Below are 25,122 nucleotides of genomic sequence, written 5' to 3' on the forward strand. Positions count from 1 at the left end.
GGGTCGGATGAGGGGGCAAGGTTGCGGCCTACCGCTACCCTTGCCCCCTCATCCCGCTGCCGCGACCTTCTCCCCCTCGGGGAGAAGAAGGCAGGCGGCTCTACCTCCATTCCATTCGCAAACAGTGAGATGGCCGAGACCCACCCACGAGTCGATCTCCCCCCTTGAGGGGGAGATGTCCGGCAGGACAGAGGGGGGTAAGCTCCACCCACAAGTTAGAGGTAAGCCCCACCCTCAACGCGCAAATAAAACACACCCATCGAGGGCCAACCCATGACCCTCCTCCGCCACCGCGTCCTTCCCATCCTCACCGTCCTCCTCGCCATCCTCGTCCTCTGGCACATCGCCGTCATCTACCTCAACATGCCCTTCGCCCGCGATCAGGCCACCCGCGCCGGGCAGACGCCGGGTTTCTTCGAACTCCTGCCGCAAACCTTCGCGCAGGAGCGCCCGGTCCTCCCGGCCCCGCACCAGATCGCCGCCGAACTCTGGGACACGACCGTCAACAAGGCCATCACCTCCAAGCGCAGCCTCGTCTACCACGCCGGCATCACGCTTTCGGCCACCCTGCTCGGTTTCGCCATTGGCGCAGTGCTGGGCATTCTCCTCGCGGTCGCCATCATCCATAACCGAGCCATGGACCGCTCGGTCATGCCGTGGATCATCGCCAGCCAGACGATCCCCATTCTCGCCATCGCGCCAATGATTATCGTCGTTTTGAACTCCATCGGCATTTCCGGGCTGTTGCCCAAGGCGCTGATCTCGACCTACCTCTCCTTCTTCCCCATCGTCGTCGGCATGGTGAAGGGCCTCAGAAGCCCGGAAACCCTCCAGCTCGATCTGATGCACACCTATAATGCCTCCTCGGCGCAAATCTTCTGGAAGCTGCGCTGGCCCGCCGCCCTGCCCTATCTCTTCACCTCGCTGAAGATCGCCATTGCCATCGCGCTGGTCGGCGCCATCGTCGGCGAATTGCCGACAGGGGCTGTCGCGGGTCTCGGTGCGCGGCTTCTCTCCGGCTCCTATTATGGCCAGACGGTGCAGATATGGGCGGCGCTGTTCATGGCCGCCGGTGTGGCGGCGTTGCTGGTGTCGATCATCGGCATTGCCCACGCCGCCGTCCTCAAGAGAATGGGAGCACGGCCATGACGAACCCCTTCTGGTTTATCGGCGCGATCCTGTTCTGGCTTGCCGCCTGGGCCTTCAACGAATGGCTGGTGCGGCGCAATTTCACCTCGACCTCTGGAAAGCGCATCGGCCGCATCGCCGTGCCCCTCCTCTTCGGCCTTGCCCTTCTGGTTCTGTGGGAAGGCATCGTGCGCGGCTTCTCCGTGCCGCCCATCCTGCTGCCGGCCCCGAGCGCCATCCTCGCCCGCCTTCTCGGCTCGCTGCCGATCCTCTGGGCGGATTTCCGCCAGACCTTCCTCAAATCGGTGCTGACGGGTTATGTGCTCGGCTGCGGCCTCGGTTTTATCGCCGCCATCCTCATCGACCGCTCGCCCTTTCTCCAGCGCGGGCTTCTGCCCATCGGCAATTTCGTCTCCGCCCTGCCGGTCGTCGGCATCGCACCCATCATGGTCATGTGGTTCGGTTTCGACTGGCAGTCGAAAGTCGCCGTCGTCGTCATCATGACCTTCTTCCCGATGCTGGTGAACACGGTGCAGGGACTTGCCGCCGCCAGCCACATGGAGCGTGATCTGATGCGCACCTATGCCGCCGGCTGGTGGCCGACGCTGATAAAGCTGCGCCTGCCCGCCGCCTGGCCCTTCATCTTCAACGCGCTGAAGATCAATTCCACGCTGGCGCTGATCGGCGCCATCGTCTCGGAATTCTTCGGCACGCCCATCGTCGGCATGGGGTTCCGCATATCCGCGGAAATGGGCCGCAGCAATGTCGATATGGTCTGGGCCGAAATCGCGGTCGCCGCACTCGCCGGCTCCGGCTTTTATGGTCTCGTGGCGCTCGCAGAGCGGGCCGTCACCTTCTGGCATCCGTCCGTCCGTGGGGGACGAACGTAAATAACGAAAAAGGGAACAGCGATGAAAATGAAACTTGCATCCATGCTTCTTGCCGGCGCGTCACTTCTGACCGCATTCGGGGCTGAGGCCGCCGACAAGATCACCCTGCAGCTGAAATGGGTGACCCAGGCGCAGTTCGCCGGTTATTACGTCGCCAAGGACAAGGGCTTTTATGAAGCCGAAGGTCTCGATGTCGATATCAAGCCGGGCGGCCCGGATATCGCACCGGCGCAGGTTCTGGCTGGCGGCGGGGCCGATGTGATCGTCGACTGGATGCCATCAGCACTCGCCACCCGCGAAAAGGGCGTGCCGCTGGTCAATATCGCGCAGCCGTTCAAATCGTCGGGCATGATGCTGACCTGCCTGAAGGAAACCGGCATCACCAAGCCTGAAGATTTCAAGGGCAAGACGCTGGGCGTCTGGTTCTTCGGCAATGAATATCCGTTCCTGTCTTGGATGGCGCATCTGAAAATCCCGACCACCGGCGGCGCGGATGGCGTTACCGTGCTGAAACAGGGTTTCAACGTCGATCCGCTTTTGCAGAAACAGGCCGCCTGCATTTCCACCATGACATATAATGAATATTGGCAGGTGATTGACGCCGGCATCAAGCCGGAAGAACTCGTCACCTTCAAATATGAAGACGAAGGCGTGGCGACGCTGGAAGACGGACTTTACGTTCTCGAAGACAAGCTGAAAGACGCCAAGTTCAAGGAGGACATGGTCAAATTCGTCCGCGCCTCCATGAAAGGCTGGAAATGGGCCGAAGAAAACCCTGACGACGCCGCCGATATCGTTCTCGAAAACGACGCCTCCGGCGCGCAGACGGAAAAACACCAGAAGCGGATGATGGGCGAGGTTGCCAAACTCACCGCCGGTTCCAAGGGCGCGCTTGACAAGGCAGACTACGAGCGAACGGTAAAAACCCTGCTCGGCGGCGGCTCCGATCCGGTCATCACCAAGGAACCGACAGGCGCCTACACCACTGAAATCACCGATGCGGCGCTAAAATAGCCGAATTAAACCCGAATGAAGGGAACGCGCGGCGCCATCCGCGCGTTTTTTTCGCTGGTAACCCATTCGACGAATTACAATATCCAGCCCCATACAAAAATGTATATCAACCATCGCGGCTATGCGGATTGATTTGCACGGCAACAGGAATTACAGTCCCGCCTACAAGACTGCCAACTTTGATCTAGTAAAATAAGCACAGGGCAAAGGTGCTTAAGATTCGCGTTGAGGGGCGTTTGAATCGGGAGGATCGAAAAGGAAGTATTGTGATCCCTTGTTTCACATTCGCTATCGCATGACCTTTTAAGACACGCCTTGGGCTGCAGGACATGCGATCGGATATTGCGCGAGCCAAGACACATGCAGCATAAAGTCACGTTTAACCGGTTTGTATTCCTTCTTCTTTCAGCAACGGCGCTTCCCCTCTCAGCAGCCGCCGAGGGAGAGACGCAGGCGCCGGCCAAACAGCAGAACCTGCCATCGATCATCGTCGCGCATGCGGCAAAACGCGATCTCGTGGACCGCATCATCGCCACCGGCACGATCCGCCCCGTGGACGAGATTTACGTCCAGCCGCTGGTCGACGGTCTGTCGATCGACACGCTGAACGCCGATATCGGCGACCGGGTGGAAGCGAATGCGGTTCTCGCGGTCCTTTCATCGGACAGTCTGATCCTTCAGAAAAGCCAGCTTGAGGCCAATAAGGCCAAGGCACAGGCCGCTGTTGCGCAGGCCAAGGCACAGGTTCTGGAAGCGGAGGCGAGCGCCAACGACGCGAACCGCCAGCGTGACCGCGCCGCAAAGCTCGGCCAGAGCGGTTCCGGATCCGTCTCGCAGGTTGAGCAGACGCAGGCGCAGGCGGAAGTCGCCGCCGCCAAGCTGAACGCCGCCCGCCAGGCCGTTTCCGCCGGCGAAGCCGATATCAAGGTTGTGGATGCGCAGATTGCCGATATCGACCTGAAATTGACGCGCACCGGCGTGAAAACCCCGGTCGCCGGTATTGTTTCGGCCAAGAATGCCAAGGTCGGCGCGATTGCCAGCGGCGCCGGTGATCCGCTGTTTACCGTCATCAAGGATGGCGCGATCGAACTTGTCGCCGATCTGTCCGAGACGGATATCCTCAAAGTGAAACCCGGCCAGAAAGCCTATTTGACGGTTGCCGGCGGAGCTGAGAAAATAGAGGGCAAGGTGCGCCTCGTGTCGCCCACCGTCGATCCGACCACGCGCCTCGGTTCCGTGCATGTGGTGTTGCCCGAAGGTAGCCCGGCGCGATCCGGCATGTATGCCAGCGCGGCGATCATCGTCGAGGAGACGAATGCGCTCGCCTTGCCGCTGTCGGCCGTCACCTCCGGGCGTGAAGGTTCAACCACCCGCAAGGTGGAAGGCGACGTCGTCAAACAGGTAAAGATCGAGACCGGCATCGAAGACGGCGGTTTTATCGAGATTGTCAGCGGTCTTGCCGCTGGAGACAAGGTTGTCGAGAAAGCTGGGGCATTCGTGCGTGATGGGGACCGGATCAGACCGGTGGAAGCCCAGACGGCTGCGTCCAACTGACTGAGGGAATGAGATGAACTTTTCCGCATGGTCAATCCGTAACCCGATTGCGCCGCTGCTCGGCTTCGCGCTTTTGATGATCCTCGGCATGCAGGCGTTCAACACCCTGCCCATCACCCGTTTTCCGAACATCGACGTTCCCGTCGTGGCCGTCACGGTCACCCAGAGCGGCGCTTCGCCGTCCGAGCTGGAAATGCAGGTGACGAAGGAAATAGAGGACGCCGTCGCCGCCATCAGCGGCGTCGACGAAATCCAGTCCACCGTGGTCGATGGCCAGTCCACCACCACGGTCGTCTTCCGCATCGAAAAGCCGACGGAAGAAGCGGTTCAGGATACGAAGGACGCCATCGACAAGATCCGCAGCGATCTTCCCGCCGATATCGAGGAACCGATTGTCAGCAAGATCGACGTCGAGGGTCAGGCGATCCAGACCTTCGCCGTCTCCTCGCCCAACATGACGCTGGAAGAACTGTCCTGGTTCGTGGATGACACGATCAAGCGTTCGCTCCAGGGCCAGTCGGGCATCGGCAAGGTGGACCGTTATGGCGGCGCTGACCGCGAAGTGCGCGTTTCACTGAACCCCGAAAAGCTCGATGCCTATGGCATTACCGCCACCGAGGTGAACAGCCAGCTGCGCGGCACGAACGTCGATCTCGGCTCGGGCCGAGGTCAGGTTGGCGGCAACGAACAGACCATCCGCACGCTCGGCGATACGCGCGACGTGAGCCAGCTTGCCAATACCACGATAGCGCTGTCCAACGGTCGTTTCGTCAAGCTCTCCGAACTCGGCACGGTCACCGACACCTATGAGGAGCAGAAATCCTTCTCGCGCTTCAACGGCAATCCCGCCGTCACCTTCGCGGTGTTCCGCTCCAAGGGCGCGAGCGAGGTCTCGGTCGCCGAAACCGTGGCGGCAAGCCTCGATCAGGTGCGCAAGGATCATCCCGACGTCTCGATCGAAATGGTCGATGACGCCGTCTATTTCACCTATGGCAATTACGAGGCGGCGCTGCATACGCTGATCGAAGGCGCTATCCTCGCCGTTATCGTCGTCCTGCTCTTCCTGCGCAACTGGCGTGCAACGCTGATTGCCGCCGTGGCGCTGCCGCTTTCCGCGATCCCGACCTTCTGGATCATGGATATCATGGGCTTCTCGCTCAACCTCGTCAGCTTCCTGGCCTTGACCCTCGCCACGGGTATTCTCGTCGACGACGCCATCGTGGAAATCGAGAACATCGCCCGCCATATCAAGATGGGCAAGACGCCCTATCGGGCAGCGCTGGAAGCGGCGGATGAAATCGGCCTCGCCGTCATCGCCACCAGCTTCACCATCATCGCCGTTTTCGTGCCCGTCTCGTTCATGCCTGGTATTCCGGGCCAGTACTTCATCCAGTTCGGCCTCACCGTCGCCTTCTCGGTGTTCTTCTCGCTCGCCGTCGCCCGCCTCATCACACCGTTGATGGCGGCCTATCTGATGCGCGCCGAAGATGCGATGGACGATCACCACGACAACGACAGCCGGCTGATGAAGGCCTATACGCGCATGGTCACCGCCACCACCCGCAAGTGGTGGGCGCGATATCTGACGCTGCTCGGCGCCATCGGCTTCCTCGTCGCTTCCGTCATTCTGCTCGCCGGCGTTCCGGGGAGCTTCCTGCCGCCGGACGACGCCTCGCGCGTGACGCTTTCGGTGGAACTGCCGCCCAATGCGACGCTCGACGAAACCGACCGCACGACAACGCAGATTTATCACGCCATCCGTGACATCGATGGCGTGGAAAGCGTGTTCATCCTCGGCGGCGCTTCGCCCAAGGGGGACCTGGAACTGCGCCGCGCCACCGTCAACGTCATCCTGCAGCATATCGACCATTCGCTGCTGAAAACCCTTGTCAACAAAGGCCTCGGCTCCCTTCCGCTCATCGGTCAATATCTGCCGAAGGTGGAAGAGAAGGGCCGCACACGTCCGCAATGGGATGTGGAGCGGGATATTTTCGCGCAGGTGCGCGGCATTCCCGATGTGCGCATCATCAAGCTCAACGACCGTGCGGAACGCGAGCTTTCCTTCAACTTCCTCTCCTCAAACGAGAAGGACCTGAACGACGCCGTCGGTATTCTAGAAAGCCGCCTGCGGGCCTCGCCGATCCTTGCCAATGTCAGCTCGGAAGGCGCCCTGCCCCGGCCGGAACTGCAAATCCGCCCGCGCAAGGATGAAATCGCCCGCCTCGGCATCACCCCGCAGCAGATTTCGCAGACCGTGCGTGTCGCCACCATCGGCGATATCGACGCGCAGCTGACGAAGATTTCGCTGGATGACCGGCAGATTCCGATCCGCGTGCAGGCGTCGCTCGACACCCGCCGCGACCTCGCCACCATCCGCGCGCTGAAGATCAAGACCGCCTCCGGATCGCTGGTGCCGCTCTATAGCGTTGCCGATATCGATTATTCGGAAGGTCCAAGCTCGATCAAGCGCAACGACCGCAACCGCGTCGTCTCCATCGGCTCCGACGTTCCCTTCGGCACGGCGCTCGATACGTCGACGGCCGAATTCAAGCGCATCGTGTCGGAAACCGAACTGCCGGCGAGCGTTCGCCTTGCCGAAAGCGGCGACGCCAAGGTGCAGGGCGAAATGCAGCAGGGCTTCGTCAATGCCATGCTGCTCGGCCTGATGCTGGTGCTGGTCGTGCTCATCCTGCTCTTCAAGGATGTCATCCAGCCCTTCACCATCCTGTTCTCGCTGCCGCTTGCCATCGGTGGTGTGGCAGTGGCGCTCATTATCACGCAGAACGCGCTCTCCATGCCGGTTCTCATCGGCATCCTGATGCTGATGGGCATCGTGACGAAGAACGCCATCCTGCTGGTGGATTTCGCCATCGAAATGCGCCGGCACGGCATGGAACGGGTGCATGCCATGGTGGAAGCCGGCCGCAAGCGCGCCCGCCCGATCATCATGACCTCCATCGCCATGTCGGCGGGCATGTTGCCCTCCGCCCTCGGCGTCGGCGAAGGCGGTTCGTTCCGCGCGCCGATGGCGATTGCGGTGATCGGCGGCATCATCGTCTCGACGGTGCTGTCGCTCATCGTGGTGCCGGCCTTCTTCCTGATCATGGACGACCTCTCGCGCCTGCTCGCCCACCTCTTCGGCCGCTTCGTCGGCAAGAAGGAAGTGGAGGAGGAAGCCCTCTCCAACGAGAAACTCTCGGAGATCGCCCACGAAAACAGCCTCGCCCTTTCCTCGCTGGAGGCCCGCGTCGCCAACATGGAAAAGGGCACCGGCGAAAAGGCAGGCGAAAAGGGCAGCAATATATTGCGACTGCCGCCGCTCGCTGCGGAGTGAAACCTGTAGCGCCGGGCCTAGTGCCCGGCGTTTCTCTTTAGCTGATACGTGGGGGCAAAACGTCGCCGCTTGTTTCTTCTCCCCGAGGGGGAGAAGGTGGCACGAAGGGTCGGATGAGGGGGCAAGCTCTCCGTATATCCCGACCCTCGCCCCCTCATCCCGCTGCCGCGGACTTCTCCCCCTCGGGGAGAAGAAATATGTCGCAATCGCCCGCTCCATATTTCCCCCTGCTTATAAGCACGAATGGACGAACCATTTCCGCCCCTGTGACGACTGCAAACCCGTTTGATCGAAATCAATTCGCTTTCCAGATGAACTGCTAGTCTCCCTCGCATCGGGAATTGCCGGTTGAGGATTAATGCTATGGGTTCTTTACAGATAGGCGTGAGGGAGAAGGAACTTCCCCGGTTTCGTATCGCTTCGGACAGCCCGGCAAAAGGTTTAAGCGGGAGCCGGATGGACGTGAACAAGACCGTGAAGCTGAGCAACAGGGACAGGAACATTCTGCTGCGCGCACCCTTGATCGGGATAGCGGATGATGCGGCGGCGCTGAAGCTGATGGAGGCGGCGACCATCACCAATGTCAATACCCGCCACGTACTCTTCAAGGAAGGTGAAGCGGCGCAGCATTTTTACTGCGTGCTGTCGGGTTATATCAGGCTTTACCGGCTGGACCGGCACGGACGCGAGGCGGATGTGCGCGTCAGCGGCCCCGGCGATACTTTCAATGAGTGCCTGATCTTCGGCAGCGATACCTATCGTTACAGCGCGCAGGCGGCGGAAAACTGCACCGTGGCGCGGTTCGAACTCACGAGAATCCGCAGCCTGATCGACCAGGAGCCGGCCATCGCCAAGGCCGTCATGCGCTGCTTGTCCAACAGCCTGCTCGGCACCATGGATTGCATCGCCAACGACCGGCTGCAAACCGCGCCGCAGCGGGTCGCCCATTACCTCATCAATCAGGGCCCGCGCGACGCCACGTCCTTTTCGCTGCGGCTGCCGTTCCAGAAAAGCCTGCTCGCCGGCAAGCTCGGCCTCGCGCCGGAAGCGCTGTCACGCGCCTTTTCCACCCTGAAAAAGGCTGGCGTCACCGTGCGCGGCCGCATCGTGCAGGTCAACGACGTGGCCGCATTGAAGCAAATCTGACATACGGGGAGAGGATGGAGGGCGGGATGCCTCAGGGCGTTCCGCCCTTCTCTTACAAACCGCCCTGCTCTTTCAGGAAACCAACGATGCGATCCACGCCATCGCCGCGCTTCATGTCGGTAAAGACGAAGGGCATGGCGTTGCGCATGCGGGTCGCATCGCTGTCCATGACGGTCAGATCGGCGCCGACATAGGGCGCAAGGTCCTTCTTGTTGATGACCAGCAGGTCCGAGCGGGTGATGCCCGGCCCGCCCTTGCGCGGAATTTCCTCGCCCTGGCAGACGGAAATGACATAGATGGTGATATCGGCGAGATCGGGCGAAAAGGTCGCGGCGAGATTGTCGCCGCCGGATTCGATGAAGACCACATCGAGATCGGGAAACCGCGCATTGAGCCCGGCAATCGCCTGCAGATTGATCGTGGCGTCCTCACGAATGGCGGTATGCGGGCAACCGCCCGTCTCCACCCCGACGATACGCTCGGACGGAAGCGCCTGCATGCGCACCAGCGCCTCAGCATCCTCCTTGGTATAGATATCATTGGTGACGACGGCGACGGAATAATCCCCACTCATCGCCTTGCAGAGCTTCTCCGTCAGCGCCGTCTTGCCGGAACCCACCGGCCCACCAATGCCGACGCGCAGAGGCCCATTACCCGATTTCATCACTCTGTTCCCTTCATCATGCTGTGGTCCAATTTTACGACAACCACTCAAATTTCAGCTCAAATATACGCAAGGATCGTGCCACTTGTTTCTTCTCCCCGCCGGGGAGAAGGTGGCCCGAAGGGTCGGATGAGGGGGCTAGCTCTCGGTATATCTCTACCCTTGCCCCCTCATCCCGCTGCCGCGACCTTCTCCCCGGCGGGGAGAAGAAACAAGTGGCATGCGCTCGCCCCATCGATTGCCGTCGCTTTCACGACCGGAAAAGCCGCGTACCCTGTGTTTCGTGCCGCATCGCCGCCGTATCGGCGATAACAGTGGCGCTGCCGAGGTCATCGAGCGTGGACAACAAGGCCCGTGCCGCAACGTCCGCGATCACCGCCTCGCTTGCGGCCAGAATGGCGACACCATCCTTTTGCCCCGCGACGCCAAGGCGGATGCCGGCCGAAACGATCTGCGAAACGCCGGCATGCAGAAAGGCCGCAAGCGTCTCGCGCAGCGGTACTCCATGTCCGGCAGCAATAGCGCCTATGGCGACGGGATAAGGAGCCTCCTTCGGCAACAGCTCCAGAACCGCGTGCGGCCATGCGCCGGCAGCGGCAACGAAAGCATCGCCCAGAAGCACGGTCTCACGATAACGCTCCGCCGAGCCGGCCAGCGCGCGGCCGAGATCAGCCGTTTCGCTGAGCGCACCGGCATCCTTCGCATTTCGCCAGGCATGCGCCAGAAACACCGCATCGTTCCAGAGGCTGCCATGGCGCAGCAGCGTTTCCACCCAGCCGTGAAGCGCCACGGCATCGCGCACGCGCCCGTCTTCGACAGCCTTTTCCAGCCCGCCGGAATAAGAAAACCCGCCAACCGGAAAGGCCGGCGACAGCCAGGCCATCAGCCGCAACAGCGCGGCAACGCCGCTTTCCGCGCTCACGCCTCAGCCGTGGTCATGATGGTGGTGGCCATGCCCGTGATCATGGCCATGGGAATGATCATGGCCATGGGAATGACCGCCATGAGCGTGGTAAGCGCCGCGTGCCGGCTGGAACGGTTCTTCGACCTCCCGCACGGTAGCGCCCAGACCTTCCAGCATGGCACGAATGACGTGGTCGCGCAGGATGAGAATTCGCTCTTCCTCGATCTGCGCCGAAAGATGCCGGTTGCCCAGATGCCAGGCAAGCTCGATCAGGTGAAGACGATCCTTCGCTTTGATTTCGAACAGCTTTTCATCCGCCGCACGGACCTCGATCAGGTCGCCGTTTTCCACCACCAGAAGATCGCCATGGGCAAACAGCACCGCTTCCTTCAGGTCCAGCATCACCATTTCGTCATTTTGCAGATGCAGCAGCTTGCGGCGCAGATGCCGTTGGTCATGCGCCAGGGTGACATAGCCGGAAGCTTCGTCGGCAGGAGTTCCGGCCGGATGATAGGAGGTGACGCGCAGCATGGGATGATCCGTTTCAGAAACAGTCTTGGGAGGCTGATTTTTGACGGATAGGCGGAGGGATTTCAAGAAGCGATTTCAGCAAGAGGCACCCCGGACAACGAAAGGCCCGGCATCGCTGCCGGGCCTCCCCGAAATAACAAAACCGAAATCAGGCCGCAGCGCGGCTTTTCAGGTTTTCGAGAATATTCTGCGGCGAAGAAACGCCGTAAGGGTCGGATTCGCAATTGTCGGAATAACCCTCTTCCTCGAACCACTGCTCCACCAGACCGTCATTGATGACGGCGGCGTAACGCCAGGAGCGCATGCCGAAACCGAGATTGTCCTTGGCGACCAGCATGCCCATCTTGCGGGTGAACTCGCCCGAACCGTCAGGAATGACCTTGACGTTTTCGAGGTTCTGGCCCTTGGCCCAGGCATTCATGACAAAGGCATCGTTGACCGACAGGCAATAGATTTCGTCGACGCCCAGCGCGCGGAATTCACCCGCCAGCTTTTCGAAATCCGGAAGCTGGTAGGTCGAGCAGGTCGGCGTAAAGGCGCCGGGCAGCGAAAACAGCACGACCTTCTTGCCCTTGAAATAATCGTCGGAGGTCATGTCCTGCCAACGGAACGGGTTGGGGCCACCAACGGCCTCATCGCGAACGCGCGTGCGGAAGGTTACGGCGGGCACTTTTTTGCCGAGCATGTCTTGTCTCCTGTTCTGGCGTTTTGCGGGATCGCTTGGGATCGATCCGCGCGGACTTGTTTAGCAGTTTCCATAGCGCATGACGCGCTGCGGTGCAGCATAAAAAAAGGATTTCAGCCGCCAAATACGCGAAATGGCCGCACGGAATTTGGGATCAATTGTGCATATCTATCGACCAACGCAACAGCGGCGGCAAGGGCGTCCACCAGCCGGTTTGAATGCCCGCGTCCCGCAACATCGCGGCTGACCATGTGTTGCATCCGGCGACCGCATTGAACCAGCCATTTGCCTCGAAAAACGCGTCCGTCAGGCCGTAGCCGGCACCGGCAACCGGCCTGACACCGTTGTCGTTTCCGGCAAAACTTGCCCTGATGCCCGCGACAAGGCGCTGATAGCCCGCTTCGGAAATGCGAAGCCGTTTCACGCCGGCGAGACTGGCGGGAAAATCGCCTGTCACATCCACATGCATGACGGCGCTGTCCAGCGTGAAGGAGCGCAGCACTGGCATCGGCTTCAGATCGGCCCAGGTGGGCGTTTGGATGTAAAACGAGCGGCCGCCCCAGCCGAACACCAGATAGGCGGCGGCCGGATGATTGACCGCAATGCCGCCCTCCTGCAACTCGGCAAAAACCCGCCGCAGATCGTCATCGACCGGCAGGGCAATGTCCGTGTGGATCCGGTTGGACAACAGCAGGATTTCGCGATCTTTCCCACCGTTTACATCATCCGCGAAAAAGGGACGCGGCACCACGGTGCCGAGCACGAAAAGCAGGACGACCAGCAGCAAGCCGCCGCCGATCCATCTGAGAACAGTCCGCAACGCAACGTCCGTTAAAACAGGAAATAACGCTGCGCCATCGGCAGCACGGTGGCCGGTTCGCAGGTCAGCAACTCGCCATCTGCCCGCACTTCATAGGTCTCCGGATCGACCTCGATATGCGGCGTCAGCGAATTGTGGATCATCGACGCTTTCGAGATACCGCCACGCACGTTCTTAACCGCCAAAAGCTTCTTGGCGACCCCGAGGCGCTGGGCAAGGCCACCGTCGAGCGAGGCCTGCGACACGAAAGTGACCGAGGAATTGGTGCGCAGCTTACCGTAGGCCGCAAACATCGGCCGGTAATGCATCGGCTGCGGTGTGGGAATGGAGGCGTTCGGATCGCCCATCGGTGCCGCGGCGATGGAACCGCCGAGCAACACCATTTCCGGCTTCACGCCGAAAAACGCCGGATTCCACAACACCAGATCGGCGCGCTTGCCGACTTCGACGGAGCCGATCTCGTGGCTGACACCCTGGGCGATGGCCGGGTTGATGGTATATTTGGCGATGTAACGACGAACACGGAAATTGTCGTTTTCACCCGTCTCTTCCTTCAGGCGGCCGCGCTGGCGCTTCATCTTGTCGGCGGTCTGCCAGGTGCGGATCGCCACTTCGCCGACCCGGCCCATGGCCTGGCTGTCGGAAGAGATGATCGAAAAAGCACCGATATCGTGGAGAATATCCTCCGCCGCGATGGTTTCCTTGCGGATGCGGCTTTCGGCGAAGGCGATATCCTCGGGAATGGATGGCGACAGGTGGTGGCACACCATCAGCATGTCGAGATGTTCGGCGAGCGTATTCACCGTGTAGGGCCGGGTCGGATTGGTGGAGGACGGAATGACGTTCGGGTTGCCGCAGACCTTGATGATGTCAGGTGCGTGCCCGCCGCCCGCACCTTCGGTGTGGAAGGCATGGATGGTGCGGCCCCGGATGGCGGCGACCGTGTCTTCGACGAAACCGCTTTCGTTCAGCGTATCGGTGTGGATCATCACCTGCACGTCATAGTCGTCGGCCACCGTCAGGCAATTGTCGATGGCGGCGGGCGTCGTGCCCCAGTCCTCATGCAGCTTCAGCGAGGAGGCGCCGGCAAGAATCATCTCTTCCAGCGGCGCTGGCAGCGAGGCATTGCCCTTGCCGGCCAGCGCGAGGTTCATGGGGAATGCATCGAAGCTTTCGATCATCCGCTCAATGTGCCAAGCACCGGTGCAGGTGGTGGCAAGCGTGCCGTGCGCCGGGCCGGAACCGCCGCCCAGCATGCAGGTCACACCACTCATCAGCGCTTCTTCGATCTGCTGCGGGCAGATGTAGTGGATATGTGCGTCCATACCGCCTGCCGTCAGGATCTTGCCTTCGCCGGCAATTGCTTCCGTCGAAGGGCCGACGATAATCGTGACACCCGGCTGCGTATCCGGGTTGCCCGCCTTGCCGATGGCATGAATGCGGCCGTTCTTCAGGCCCACATCCGCCTTGTAGATGCCGCTATGGTCAACGATGACGGCATTGGTGATGACGGTATCGACGGCGCCTTCGGCCCGCGTCGCCTGGCTCTGGCCCATGCCGTCACGAATGACCTTGCCGCCGCCAAATTTCACTTCCTCGCCATAGGTCGTGTGGTCCTTCTCGATCTCGATGAAGAGTTCGGTATCGGCAAGACGCACCTTGTCGCCAACGGTCGGGCCAAACATACCGGCATAAGCGGCGCGGGAAATCTTGTAAGGCATGGGCTCAGGCTCCTTCGGACGCGGAGAAAATCGATGTGGGAGAAATTCGTTTGAGCCGGCCCTCGCCCGCGAGGGCTTCGACCAGCTGTTGTTCGGCGGTAAATGGATGTCCGCTCCAGCCCTGATGGCCGAAGCCGGCAATCGCCACCTCGTCATCCTCATCGCTAACATTCTCAAGAACATGGGCGATGGCGAAAAGGCCGGTGCTGGGGCAGACATAGGGCGCGGGCGCATAGGCTTCGAGCGCGACATCGAGCCGTTCGTGAACGCCCCGATGGATAACAACATGGCTCTTGCCGCCCGCCCGCGCGATTGCCGCAAAGGCAGCTGTGTAATCGGCGCAGAAATCGGTGAGTTCCGGCCAGCGCGCGCGGATATCAGGTTCCATTTCTGCAAATTTTGCGGGATCACGCACCGACCAGATGGCAGCCGCCTGTCGCACTCCGTCGCTTTCGCGCCATTCGGTCCCTTCGGTCATCTCGCGACCCGGCCGCCCGGTATTGCAGACGGCAACGACATCGGTGCGCGTGCCGCCAAGCCCGAGGGAGCGGCAGTCGTTGAAACGGATGACGATATCCGAACGGTCGATGAGCCGGGCGGCGCCGGGCGGCAACTCCCCATTTCCAACAATCGTGATCTGCCGCCCCATGCGTTCAGAAGCCTTCCGACAGCTGGCGCAGATCATCGGCACGCTTAGTGCTCATCTCGGCCAGGCAGGAAGAAATCAGCATCGGCTCCATCGAGCCGCCCCGCGCCTGAAAGCCTGATAGCGCGCAATTCGCATCGCGAAACGCCACCCAGGCGCGCTGGGCAGTGACCAGAGCATCGGCCGCACCCTTGCCATCCGCATCCGCCGCTTTGTCACGTTCGACAAGCAGCTTGCGCAGCTTCTGATAGTCGACATTGAGCTGTTTGTCGGCCTTTTCGTAATCCTTGCCGGCGCAAATCGTCATGTCCGCCTGCGTCTGCGGTTCCTTGCAGTTCGGCTCCTGTGCGGCAACCGGCATCGAGATGCCTGCAGTCACGCAGACGAGGGCGGTCATGACGAGATTGTTTTTGCTGATCGCCATCGCTCAGGCCGCCGCGCCGTCAAAAGCCTGCGGCTTCAGCGCCCGGGGGTCGACACCGTCGAGACAATTGGCATTGACCGCCACCATCGGCGTTCCATCCGGCCCATCGGCATAAGCAAAGCTCTCGATGCCGCAGGTGGAGCAGAAAAGATGATGGATCTTGTGTTTGTTGAAGAGATATTCGCTGAGCTTGTCCTCGCCGGAAAGCAGCGTGAATTTCTCACGCGGCGCAAAAGCGAGCGTGGAACCCAGACGCTTGCAGCGCGAACAATTGCAGACGACGGTATGGTCGAGATCGGCATCGACCTCGAAGCTCACATCGCCGCACTGGCAGCTTCCATGATAATGCGCCGTCGCCATTTCATAACCTCCCCATGACCTGTTGACGGAAACCATAAACCTCGCGCTTGCCGGACAGCGGCACCAGCGTCACTTCCCGTTTCTGGCCGGGCTCGAAACGTACCGCCGTGCCGGCCGGAATATCGAGGCGCATGCCGCGCGCCTTGTCGCGGTCGAACAGGAGACCCGCATTGGTCTCGAAAAAATGGTAATGACTGCCCACCTGCACAGGCCGGTCACCCGAATTGGCCACTTCAATCGTCACGGTCGGCTGGCCAGCATTGAGTTCGATGGTGCCCTCTGCGGCAATGATTTCGCCTGGTTTCATGGAATTTCCCCTTTTATCTCAGGCAGCGTTGGCCGCCATGCAGCCTTTGCCCCTCACCTAATCGGTTCGTGAACGGTCACCAGCTTGGTTCCATCGGGAAAGGTCGCTTCCACCTGCACATCATGGATCATCTCGGCGATACCATCCATCACCTGATCGCGGGTAATGACATGCGCGCCCGCCTCCATCAGCTCGGCCACGGCGCGGCCGTCGCGGGCGCCCTCGACCACGAAATCGGTAATCAGCGCAATCGCTTCGGGATAGTTCAGCTTCACGCCGCGTTCCAGCCGGCGGCGCGCCACCATGGCGGCCATGGAAATCAGCAGCTTGTCTTTTTCTCTTGGGCTAAGGTTCATCGTGGTCCCGCAGCTTGGAATCTGTTCCGCCAGCATGGTTGCGGCAAGCAGATCCGACGTGTTGACAGACCCCGAGGGACGCCTGATACGAAGCGATCCGAAGGGTTTACAGATTCCAGACTTTCGGCACTGGCGCGCCGTTTCGCAAGAGCGAAATGATCGGAAAAAGCAATTTTCTCAAGGAGAAACCGTCTGCGGCGGCAACCCGCACCACAAGCTTGCCCTGCCATTGGCTGGCGCCGCCGCTTTCCCCGGCAATAGCCCGGATTTTAGGCAGAAGCGCCTCGGCCAGCGGTCCGATATAAAGCAGCGTGGCAAAGGCGACCTGGCCGGCGAGAACCGCCGGTTTCGCCGTCAGCGCCGCCACCTCGCCCGAAAGCAGAAGCTCTTCGGCATGCACAAGCGTGCCCCCGTGGCGAATGCGCCAGCGGTCACGAAAAAGCCCATGCGTCATCGCCTCGCCCATGGCCTGGCGACCGAGCAACACGGCTTCGACGGCGATGAATTCGGAGGATTGGTCGAGATCGGCCTCGAGCCGACGGGTGAGCGATGCCCGGTCGAAGAGAATGGTTTCCTGCGGCAGCCAGTGCAGTTTCGCGCCCGGCCCGGCAGAAATGCGGGCGGTAACCGTGGCTGTGCCTGATGATGCCTTGTAGACTTTCTCACAGGCCTGCGTTGTCACGACAAGCGAGGTGCCGGCACCGGCGACCGCCTGCCATTCGATCTCGTCTCCGCCGGTGAGCCCGCCGGAGGAATTGATGAGAATGGCCTCGGCTTCGTTCGAAAAAGTGTCCGGCAGGCGGATCTTGGCGCAGCCTTCCTGAAACAATTCGTCCAGCCGGCTGCGCCCTTCAACTGCCTTGGTTACAATGCGTCCTCTGCCACGGGCGCGTTGCTGCCGGACAGGCTGTTGAGCGTCTTCACAACCGGAAGGGACGATGACTTGCTGTTGCTGCTGCACGCGGTCTCCGAAGCACTTGCGGAAGCGGACGAGGCTTTTGCGCCGCAATCCTTCTTGACGACGGCGTCCACCACCAGCTGTCCTTCCGTATTGCGGAAGAAATCCCACATTCTTTCGGCCGCATCAACCGTGCGCGTCACTTCGCCTGTGGGCATCTTGCGCTCCACGGCCGGTTCCGCCTTCGGCGTCTGTTCGCCGCCCGGCTTGCGGGTGACGACAGCGGCCGCGGCCAGCACTTCCGCCTTCATGGTGGCGCGCGGCCAGGCGTGGTCCCAATCGTTGATGACATAGGACTGAATGCGTGCGCCAGCCTTGCAGACATCATAGGAATTGACGGTAAAACTCTCACCCGGCTTGGTTTTTGCGCCGCCCTTGCAGCCGTCCATTTCGGCCCAGCGCTTCAGCGCCGTTTCGCCACCATATTGCCAATAGGACTTGCCGCCGCCCTGATAGGGGTTGGCGGGGTCTTTCAGCCCGGCAAAGGCGATGATCGACATCGGCCGCGCCGGTTTGCAGCTTGCCACATCCGGTCCCCATTTGCCTTCCGTCTCCAGCGGATAACCCGCGCGCAGCGATGCAACGAAACCGGCAGCAGTGAAATCCGCGCTGCCATTGCAGATGAATTGCGACAGCATGCGCCCGCCGCCGGAATAACCGGAACCGTAAAAACGCTCCTCATCCACGCAGAACCTGCCCTTCACCATGGTGATGGCATCGCGGATGAAACCGACCTCGTCCAGCCCGCCCGGGCGCTTGGTGACGCCGGGAACATTCCAGGCATGGGTGCCGGGCAATTCGCCATTCAGGCTGCCGGCCAGCGCCACCACCACCACACCGTCCCGTTCGGCAAGCTTGTCCCAGCCGCTGCGGTTCAGCTGGCCATGCGGATTGCTGTTGGAGCCATGAAAATCGAACACCACGGGCAGCGGCTTTTTTCCATCATAGGCGGATGGAACAAAATAGACGCCGTCGCGTTTCTGGCCATTGGAAAGAATGGAAAAATCATGCCTGCCCGGTTCCATGCCGGGTCCGGGCAATTGACCGCAGGTCGATGCCGACGCTGCGACACCGGCGCTCGCGCACATGGCAAGACCCAGAAAGAGGGTGCGTGCGGAGAGGAACAGCCGGGCGGCCCGGCCAATGGCAAAATCTTGATGCATTGACACGCCTTTATTGGGCACGGTTTTCCCGACGATACGTCGGACGTGCGTGGAATGTAAGGGATCAACTGTCGCGGCGTGCGAATAGACTTTTCCTGTGTCCCGCATGCAGCATTTGCGCTGCCAATATCACAGGCTTTTATTCAACGAAATGCTAAGATTGCGCATAAAAGCCATGCAGACACGCATAGACTTTCAAAATATTAATCGGCCGTTTGCACATCGTGATCGGCGTGCGGCATCTTTAGTCTCGGTTTATACTGTCAGGTGACGCCGCGCCTCGGGCGTATCCAGCGTCTCGGCCAGGCCCTGATGCACGATCTCGCCGCGATCCATGATGTAGACGTAATCGGCGAGCTCGCGGCAAAAATCCAGATATTGCTCGACCAGCAGGATCGCCATGCCGGTGGAATCGCGCAGATATTTGATCGCCCGGCCGATATCCTTGATGATCGATGGCTGAATGCCCTCGGTCGGCTCGTCGAGAACGAGGATCTTCGGCCGCGTCACCAGCGCCCGGCCAATGGCAAGCTGCTGCTGCTGGCCGCCGGAAAGATCGCCGCCGCGCCTTCCCAGCATGGATTGCAGCACGGGAAACAGGCTGAAAATATCATCCGGAATGAACCGTTCCTTACGCGGCAGCGGCGCATAACCGCTCTCCAGGTTTTCCTGCACGCTGAGCAGCGGAAAGATTTCCCGCCCCTGCGGCACGTAACCGACGCCGCGCTTGGCCCGGTGGTAAGGCGCCAGCCCATCCAGCGGCGCACCGCCAAAGCTGATCGAACCGCCACTGATGGCATGCTGGCCGGTGACGGCGCGCAAAAGCGAGCTTTTGCCTACACCGTTGCGGCCGAGAACACAGGTGATCTTGCCCATTTCAGCATTCAGCGAAACGCCGCGGAGCGCCTGGGCTGCGCCGTAGTGGAGGTTGATGTTTTCGACGTTCAGCATGGTAAAGCTCCAATGACGGTATGGTGGGCGGTGCTACCCCCCTCTGCCCTGCCAGGCATCTCCCCCTCAAGGGGGGAGATCGGCAAGCGGCGAAAACTCTGCCCATGGAACGGGCGGGTGCGGCATCTGATCTCCCCCCTTGAGGGGGAGATGCCCGGCAGGGCAGAGGGGGGTAAAGCCGCAAACACCACCATCACCGCCCCAGATAATTCTCGATCACCTTCGGATCGCTCGACACGAAATCGATTGACCCTTCGGCCAGCACCGAGCCTTCGGCAAGGCACGTCACCTTCACCCCAAGCTCGCGGATGAAGCCCATATCGTGCTCCACCACGACCACCGAACGGGTCTTGGCGATTTCCTTCAGGAGCACGGCGGTTTCGGCGGTTTCTGCGTCCGTCATGCCAGCCACCGGCTCGTCCACCAACAGCAGCTTCGGCTCCTGCGCGAGCAGCATGCCGATCTCCAGCCACTGTTTCTGCCCATGGGAGAGATTGGCGGCGAGGTCGCCGCGGCGGTGGGAAAGGCGCACGGTGGCGAGGATTTCCTCGATGCGTGCCTTGTCCTCGTCCGTCAGCCGGTAGAACAGCGTAGCGAACACGCCGCGCTTGCGGTTCAGCGCCAGTTCCAGATTGTCCCAAACGGTATGGCTTTCGAACACCGTCGGTTTCTGGAACTTTCGCCCTATGCCGAGCTGGGCGATGTCCGCCTCGTCCTTTTTGGTGAGGTCGATGCTGTCTTCGAACAGCACCGTGCCGGTATCCGGCCGGGTCTTGCCGGTGATGATATCCATCATCGTCGTCTTGCCAGCACCGTTCGGGCCGATGATGGCGCGAAGCTCGCCCGGCTCCACCACGAAGGAGAGAGAGTTCAGCGCCCTGAACCCATCGAAGGAAACGGAAACACCGTCGAGATAAAGCAGGCTCTTGGTTCTGTTTTCGGAAACCGTGTTCATGGGCTTACTCCGCCGCCTGTTGCGCAACCGCGCTGTCGTTGCCAGCTTCACGCGCCGCGCCCGCCGCCCGCTTTTCGCGCCGTCCGGCCAGATAATGCTGCACGGTGCCGACGATGCCCTTGGGGAAGAACAGGGTTACAGCGATGAAGAGGCCGCCGAGCGCAAACAGCCAGAACTCTGGAAATGCGCCAGTGAAATAGCTCTTGCCGCCATTGACGAGCAGAGCGCCGATGATCGGCCCGATCAATGTGCCGCGCCCGCCCACCGCCGTCCAAACCACCACTTCGATGGAGTTGGCCGGGGAAAATTCGCCGGGATTGATGATGCCCACCTGCGGCACGAACAACGCACCGGCAATGCCCGCCATCATGGCAGACACGACGAAGGTGAAGAGCTTGATGTTTTCCACCCGAAAACCGAGGAAGCGCACCCGGCTTTCGGCATCGCGCACGCCCACCAGCACCTTGCCGAATTTGGAGTTGACGATGCCCGAGGCAATCAAAAGCGAGATCGCCAGCATCACCGCCGTCATGGCAAACAGGACGGCACGGGTGCCATCGGCCTGTACGGAATAGCCAAGAATATCCTTGAAATCGGTCAGCCCATTATTGCCGCCGAAACCCATGTCGTTGCGGAAGAAGGCAAGCAGCAGCGCATAGGTCATGGCCTGGGTGATGATCGAGAGATAAACGCCATTGACGCGCGAGCGGAAGGCAAACCAGCCGAAGACGAATGCCAGCAGCCCCGGCACGACAAGCACCATCAGCGCCGCAAACCAGAACATGTCGAAGCCGTGCCAGAACCAGGGCAGTTCCTTCCAGTTGAGGAACACCATGAAGTCAGGCAGCACGGGATGACCGTAAACCCCGCGCGTGCCGATCTGCCGCATCAGATACATGCCCATGGCATAACCGCCGAGCGCGAAGAAGGCGGCGTGGCCGAGCGAGAGAATGCCGCAATATCCCCAGACCAGATCAAGCGCGAGCGCGAGCAGCGCATAGGCCAGATATTTGCCGAGCATCGACATGATGTAGGTCGGGATGCGGAACGCGCTGTCTTCAGGCAACAGCAGGTTGGAGGCGGGCACCAGAACGGCGATGGCGAGAATAATGCCGATGGCGATGGAAATGCGGCGATCGAGCGCGCGCAGGAGGAAGCCGGTAATCATGCTTCGATCGCCCTTCCCTTGAGTGCGAAGAGACCGCGCGGCCGCTTCTGGATGAACAGGATGATGAGGACGAGCACGAGGATCTTGCCGAGCACGGCGCCTACCGTCGGCTCGAGGAACTTGTTGAGCACGCCGAGCGACAGTGCGCCCACCAGCGTTCCCCAGAGATTGCCGACGCCGCCGAACACCACGACCATGAAACTGTCGATGATGTAGCTCTGGCCGAGATTGGGCGAGACATTGTCGATCTGCGACAGCGCCACGCCGGCGAGCCCGGCAACACCGGAACCGAGCGCGAAGGTGAAAGCATCCACCCAAGGGGTGCGAATGCCCATGGAGGAAGCCATGCGGCGGTTCTGGGTGACGGCGCGCATCTGCAGGCCGAAGGCCGAACGCTTCAGAAGCACCAGCAGCGCAAAGAACACGGAGAGCGAGAAGCAGACGATCCACACCCGGTTCCAGGTGAAATTGAGATAACCGACGCTGAAGGAGCCGGACATCCAGCCGGGGCTGCCGACCTCACGATTGGTGGGGCCGAAGATGGAGCGTACACCCTGTTGCAGGATCAGCGAGATGCCCCAGGTGGCAAGCAGCGTTTCCAGCGGTCGTCCATAGAGATAACGGATGACGCCACGTTCCATGATGAGGCCGACGCAGGCCGTGACGAGAAAGGCGGCTGGCAGGGCAATCGCCAGCGACCAGTCGAAAAGGCCGGGGAAATGGCTGCGTATCAGTTCCTGCACCATGAAGGTGGAGTAAGCGCCGATCATCACCATCTCGCCATGCGCCATGTTGATGATGCCCATGACGCCGAAGGTGATGGCAAGACCGATGGCGGCGAGCAGCAGCACGGAACCGAGCGACAGGCCATACCAGACATTCTGGGCGTAATCCCAAAAGGCAAGGGAACTCTCGATGCTGGAAATCGCCTCGTCCACATCCGGCTTCAGGCTTGGATCGACGGATGGCGTCGCCGCCATCAGAATGCTGATCGCATCGCGCCCGCCAAGCGCCTTGATGGTCGCGATCGCTTCTTTCTTCACCTCGAGGGGGCGGTCGGAGGAGAGCAGCGAGACAGCCCGCGCCTCCTCCATCCGGGTCCGCACCTCACTGTCGGTTTCCTTTGCTATGGCCGCTTCCAGCAATTCGAGATTTTCAGCGCTCGGGGCTTTCAGGACGGCGTCAGCCGCCGAAAGCCGCACGGATTTTTCCGGGCTGAGCAACGTCAGCCCGCCCATCGCGGCGCGGATAACGCGGCGAAGATTATTGTTGACCCTGATCTTGGAAACCGCCGCCTTCGGCGCCGAACCGGCGCTTTCACCCGTCAGCGGGTCGATCAGCGTGAAATCGGAACCGGCGGGCTTGGTCATGAAGACGAGATTGTCGGACTTGCGCACATAGAGATCACCCGCCGCAAAAGCCTCCAGTGCCGGAACGACGCGCGCATCGCCCGTTGCGGCAAGCTGCCCGATCAGCACTTCGGCCTGCTTGAAATCAGCCGTGCCGAGCTGGTCGATCAGCGCCTTTGGGTCGCTTTGCGCGACGGCGTGGGCTGCGATCCCCATGGTGAGCCAGAGGAAGATGGCTCCGAGAAAAGATCGGATCGTCATGTCGGGTTCCTTGGAGCGTTTGACGGCAGGCGTGTGAACTTGGTGGCCGTTGAGTATGCGGCTTTACCCCCCCTCTGCCCTGCCGGGCATCTCCCCCTCAAGGGGGGAGATCGATCTGAGGCTAGGTTCCGCCCATCTCAAATGTTGAGGTGAAGCGATGGAGTTTGTCTTGCCGATCTCCCCCCTTGAGGGGGAGATGCCCGGCAGGGCAGAGGGGGGTAATGCTTGCTGAATTTCCAAATAGGTCCGCCCCTCCTGCGAGGGGCGCCCAACACCCCGCCTATCAGCTACCCTTGCCGCCGCACTTGCCCGTGGCCACGTTGAAGTTGCCGCAGGACATCGGCTTTCTCCAGTCCGAGATCAGATCCTTCGAGTCCGGCAGGTAATCCGACCATTCGTCACCCACCACCTGCGGTGTCTGCTGCACGATCTCGAACTGGCCGTCGGCCTGGATTTCGCCGATCAGCACCGGCTTGGTGATGTGGTGGTTCGGCATCACGGTGGAGTAACCGCCCGAAAGGTTCGGCACGGAGACGCCGATGATACTGTCCAGAACCTGGTCCGTATCGGTGGTGCCGGCGGCCTCGACAGCCTTTACCCAGGCGTTGAAGCCGATATAGGCGGCTTCCATCGGGTCGTTGGTCACGCGCTTGTCGTTCTTGGTGAAGGCATGCCAGGTCTTGATGAACTCGGCATTGACGGGAGCATCGACGGACTGGAAATAGTTCCAGGCGGCAAGGTGGCCGACCAGCGGCGCGGTATCGAGACCGGCAAGCTCTTCTTCACCCACGGAGAAGGCGACGACCGGAATGTCCTCGGCCTTGATGCCCTGGTTCGCCAGTTCCTTGTAGAAGGGCACGTTGGCGTCACCATTGATGGTGGAGACAACGGCGGTCTTCTTGCCGGCCGAGCCGAATTTCTTGATGTCGGATACGATCGTCTGCCAGTCGGAATGACCGAACGGCGTGTAGTTGATCATGATGTCCTCTTCCTTGACGCCCTTCGACATCAGGTAGGCCTTCAGGATCTTGTTGGTGGTCTGCGGGTAGACATAGTCCGTACCGGCCAGAACCCAACGCTCGACGCCTTCGGTATTGGCGAGGTAATCGACGGCCGGAATGGCCTGCTGGTTGGGTGCTGCACCCGTGTAGAAAATGTTGCGCGAGGATTCTTCACCCTCATACTGAACCGGATAGAACAGGATGGAGTTCAGCTCTTCGAAAACCGGCAGAACGGATTTGCGCGACGACGAGGTCCAGCAGCCGAAAACGGCGGCGACCTTGTCCTGCGAAATCAGCTGACGAGCCTTTTCGGCGAAGAGCGGCCAGTCGGAGGCCGGATCGACCACGACGGCTTCGAGTTTCTTGCCGAGCACACCACCCTTCTTGTTCTGCTCGTCGATGAGCATCAGCATGGCGTCTTTCAGCGTCGTCTCTGAAATCGCCATGGTGCCGGACAGCGAATGCAGCACGCCGACCTTGATGGTGTCGTCTGCGGCGAAAGCGCCGTGGAAGGCGGTGGTGGACAGGATCGCGCCAAGCAGCGCGGCACTAAGCGTCTTGCGGAATATCATCGGAAGAACCCCTCTCCTTGTTGGCCTCTCGTGGAGGCTCAGCGGCATCTGCGGCCGCTGCTGGGAGGGACTATCGATCTCGCGAGCGCGAAACCGTATACGTCAATTGACGTAGTCGGGGTGGCGAAAGCTGCAGTGGGGGGTTGGGAGATTAGCGCCCAGGGCGGAACTACCTATATGAAGAGAGACGTCTCCCCTTGTTTCTTCGCCCCGCCGGGGAGAAGTCCGCGGCAGCGGGATGAGGGGCCGAGCGTCAATAT

At 60.9% G+C, this 25,122-nt stretch carries 24 protein-coding genes and 1 pseudogene; 6 read left to right on the forward strand and 19 right to left on the reverse strand.

Features of this window, described 5'->3' with window-relative positions:
* Positions 1-273: 273 nt before the first annotated feature.
* The 6 genes from O9X91_RS06080 to O9X91_RS06105 all read left to right on the forward strand — a co-directional run bounded on the left by O9X91_RS06080 (position 274) and on the right by O9X91_RS06105 (position 9,066).
* Complete coding sequence (locus O9X91_RS06080) at positions 274-1,149, forward strand: ABC transporter permease (protein WP_142913645.1); 876 nt, start codon at positions 274-276, stop codon at positions 1,147-1,149.
* Positions 1,146-2,018, forward strand: coding sequence for an ABC transporter permease (locus O9X91_RS06085; protein WP_142913644.1), 873 nt, complete (start codon positions 1,146-1,148; stop codon positions 2,016-2,018). Before O9X91_RS06080 ends, O9X91_RS06085 begins: the two co-directional genes overlap by 4 nt.
* A 21-nt stretch (positions 2,019-2,039) precedes the next feature.
* Positions 2,040-3,032, forward strand: coding sequence for an ABC transporter substrate-binding protein (locus O9X91_RS06090; protein WP_137410845.1), 993 nt, complete (start codon positions 2,040-2,042; stop codon positions 3,030-3,032).
* Positions 3,033-3,392: 360 nt separating this feature from the next.
* Positions 3,393-4,586: an efflux RND transporter periplasmic adaptor subunit gene (locus O9X91_RS06095; RefSeq protein ID WP_080789910.1), complete on the forward strand. Its 1,194-nt coding sequence runs from the start codon at positions 3,393-3,395 to the stop codon at positions 4,584-4,586.
* A gap of 13 nt (positions 4,587-4,599) precedes the next feature.
* The gene (locus O9X91_RS06100) at positions 4,600-7,920 is read left to right on the forward strand and encodes an efflux RND transporter permease subunit (RefSeq protein WP_142913643.1); all 3,321 of its coding nucleotides are present in this window, start codon (positions 4,600-4,602) and stop codon (positions 7,918-7,920) included.
* A 456-nt stretch (positions 7,921-8,376) separates the two neighbouring features.
* On the forward strand, positions 8,377-9,066 hold the full coding sequence (locus tag O9X91_RS06105; RefSeq protein ID WP_269826881.1) for a Crp/Fnr family transcriptional regulator: 690 nt from the start codon (positions 8,377-8,379) through the stop codon (positions 9,064-9,066).
* A gap of 52 nt (positions 9,067-9,118) precedes the next feature.
* Here the strand turns inward: O9X91_RS06105 and ureG are convergent, their stop codons facing one another.
* The 19 genes and pseudogenes from ureG to urtA all read right to left on the reverse strand — a co-directional run bounded on the left by ureG (position 9,119) and on the right by urtA (position 24,862).
* On the reverse strand, positions 9,119-9,730 hold the full coding sequence (ureG, locus tag O9X91_RS06110) for an urease accessory protein UreG (protein WP_006315013.1): 612 nt from the start codon (positions 9,728-9,730) through the stop codon (positions 9,119-9,121).
* A gap of 250 nt (positions 9,731-9,980) precedes the next feature.
* Positions 9,981-10,652 (reverse strand): urease accessory protein UreF, encoded by a 672-nt coding sequence (locus O9X91_RS06115; protein ID WP_269834210.1) that lies wholly within the window; start codon positions 10,650-10,652, stop codon positions 9,981-9,983.
* A 3-nt stretch (positions 10,653-10,655) separates the two neighbouring features.
* Positions 10,656-11,165: an urease accessory protein UreE gene (gene ureE / locus O9X91_RS06120; protein ID WP_269834209.1), complete on the reverse strand. Its 510-nt coding sequence runs from the start codon at positions 11,163-11,165 to the stop codon at positions 10,656-10,658.
* Between the two features lie 148 nt (positions 11,166-11,313).
* Positions 11,314-11,850 (reverse strand): peroxiredoxin, encoded by a 537-nt coding sequence (locus O9X91_RS06125; protein ID WP_010972294.1) that lies wholly within the window; start codon positions 11,848-11,850, stop codon positions 11,314-11,316.
* 154 nt (positions 11,851-12,004) lie between these two features.
* Entirely contained in the window at positions 12,005-12,670 is a 666-nt protein-coding gene (locus O9X91_RS06130) for a TIGR02117 family protein (protein WP_142913640.1), read from the reverse strand.
* A gap of 11 nt (positions 12,671-12,681) precedes the next feature.
* Entirely contained in the window at positions 12,682-14,391 is a 1,710-nt protein-coding gene (ureC, locus tag O9X91_RS06135; RefSeq protein WP_173990028.1) for an urease subunit alpha, read from the reverse strand.
* Positions 14,392-14,395: 4 nt separating this feature from the next.
* Positions 14,396-15,040 carry a Urease operon accessory protein gene (locus O9X91_RS06140; protein ID WP_269834208.1) on the reverse strand — a complete coding sequence of 215 codons (645 nt, stop codon included), beginning with the start codon at positions 15,038-15,040 and terminating at the stop codon, positions 14,396-14,398.
* Positions 15,041-15,044: 4 nt separating this feature from the next.
* Positions 15,045-15,461, reverse strand: a complete 417-nt coding sequence (locus O9X91_RS06145) for a lysozyme inhibitor LprI family protein (RefSeq protein WP_269834207.1) — start codon at positions 15,459-15,461, stop codon at positions 15,045-15,047.
* 3 nt (positions 15,462-15,464) lie between these two features.
* The gene (locus O9X91_RS06150) at positions 15,465-15,821 is read right to left on the reverse strand and encodes a GFA family protein (protein WP_080789901.1); all 357 of its coding nucleotides are present in this window, start codon (positions 15,819-15,821) and stop codon (positions 15,465-15,467) included.
* A gap of 1 nt (position 15,822) precedes the next feature.
* Positions 15,823-16,128, reverse strand: coding sequence for an urease subunit beta (locus O9X91_RS06155; RefSeq protein WP_063948241.1), 306 nt, complete (start codon positions 16,126-16,128; stop codon positions 15,823-15,825).
* A gap of 53 nt (positions 16,129-16,181) precedes the next feature.
* The gene (locus O9X91_RS06160; RefSeq protein ID WP_269834206.1) at positions 16,182-16,484 is read right to left on the reverse strand and encodes an urease subunit gamma; all 303 of its coding nucleotides are present in this window, start codon (positions 16,482-16,484) and stop codon (positions 16,182-16,184) included.
* A 106-nt stretch (positions 16,485-16,590) separates the two neighbouring features.
* Positions 16,591-17,445, reverse strand: a complete 855-nt coding sequence (locus O9X91_RS06165; RefSeq protein ID WP_162520561.1) for an urease accessory protein UreD — start codon at positions 17,443-17,445, stop codon at positions 16,591-16,593.
* On the reverse strand, positions 17,349-18,605 hold the full coding sequence (locus O9X91_RS06170; protein WP_269834205.1) for a CE1 family esterase: 1,257 nt from the start codon (positions 18,603-18,605) through the stop codon (positions 17,349-17,351). Before O9X91_RS06170 ends, O9X91_RS06165 begins: the two co-directional genes overlap by 97 nt.
* A 255-nt stretch (positions 18,606-18,860) precedes the next feature.
* Positions 18,861-19,556: an urea ABC transporter ATP-binding subunit UrtE gene (gene urtE, locus O9X91_RS06175; protein WP_142913633.1), complete on the reverse strand. Its 696-nt coding sequence runs from the start codon at positions 19,554-19,556 to the stop codon at positions 18,861-18,863.
* A 128-nt stretch (positions 19,557-19,684) separates the two neighbouring features.
* Positions 19,685-19,753: pseudogene (locus tag O9X91_RS23870) on the reverse strand (propionyl-coenzyme A carboxylase alpha polypeptide); the annotation flags it as partial.
* Positions 19,750-20,511 carry an urea ABC transporter ATP-binding protein UrtD gene (urtD, locus tag O9X91_RS06180; protein ID WP_137410856.1) on the reverse strand — a complete coding sequence of 254 codons (762 nt, stop codon included), beginning with the start codon at positions 20,509-20,511 and terminating at the stop codon, positions 19,750-19,752. The pseudogene O9X91_RS23870 and the gene urtD, both read right to left, overlap by 4 nt.
* Before the next feature lie 4 nt (positions 20,512-20,515).
* Positions 20,516-21,679, reverse strand: coding sequence for an urea ABC transporter permease subunit UrtC (gene urtC, locus O9X91_RS06185; RefSeq protein WP_077981429.1), 1,164 nt, complete (start codon positions 21,677-21,679; stop codon positions 20,516-20,518).
* Positions 21,676-23,289 (reverse strand): urea ABC transporter permease subunit UrtB, encoded by a 1,614-nt coding sequence (urtB, locus tag O9X91_RS06190; protein ID WP_269834204.1) that lies wholly within the window; start codon positions 23,287-23,289, stop codon positions 21,676-21,678. Before urtB ends, urtC begins: the two co-directional genes overlap by 4 nt.
* Before the next feature lie 283 nt (positions 23,290-23,572).
* Positions 23,573-24,862, reverse strand: a complete 1,290-nt coding sequence (gene urtA, locus O9X91_RS06195; RefSeq protein ID WP_077981427.1) for an urea ABC transporter substrate-binding protein — start codon at positions 24,860-24,862, stop codon at positions 23,573-23,575.
* Positions 24,863-25,122 lie beyond the last annotated feature (260 nt).

The sequence above is a fragment of the Agrobacterium salinitolerans genome (genome assembly GCF_027498475.1).
Lineage (GTDB): Bacteria > Pseudomonadota > Alphaproteobacteria > Rhizobiales > Rhizobiaceae > Agrobacterium > Agrobacterium salinitolerans.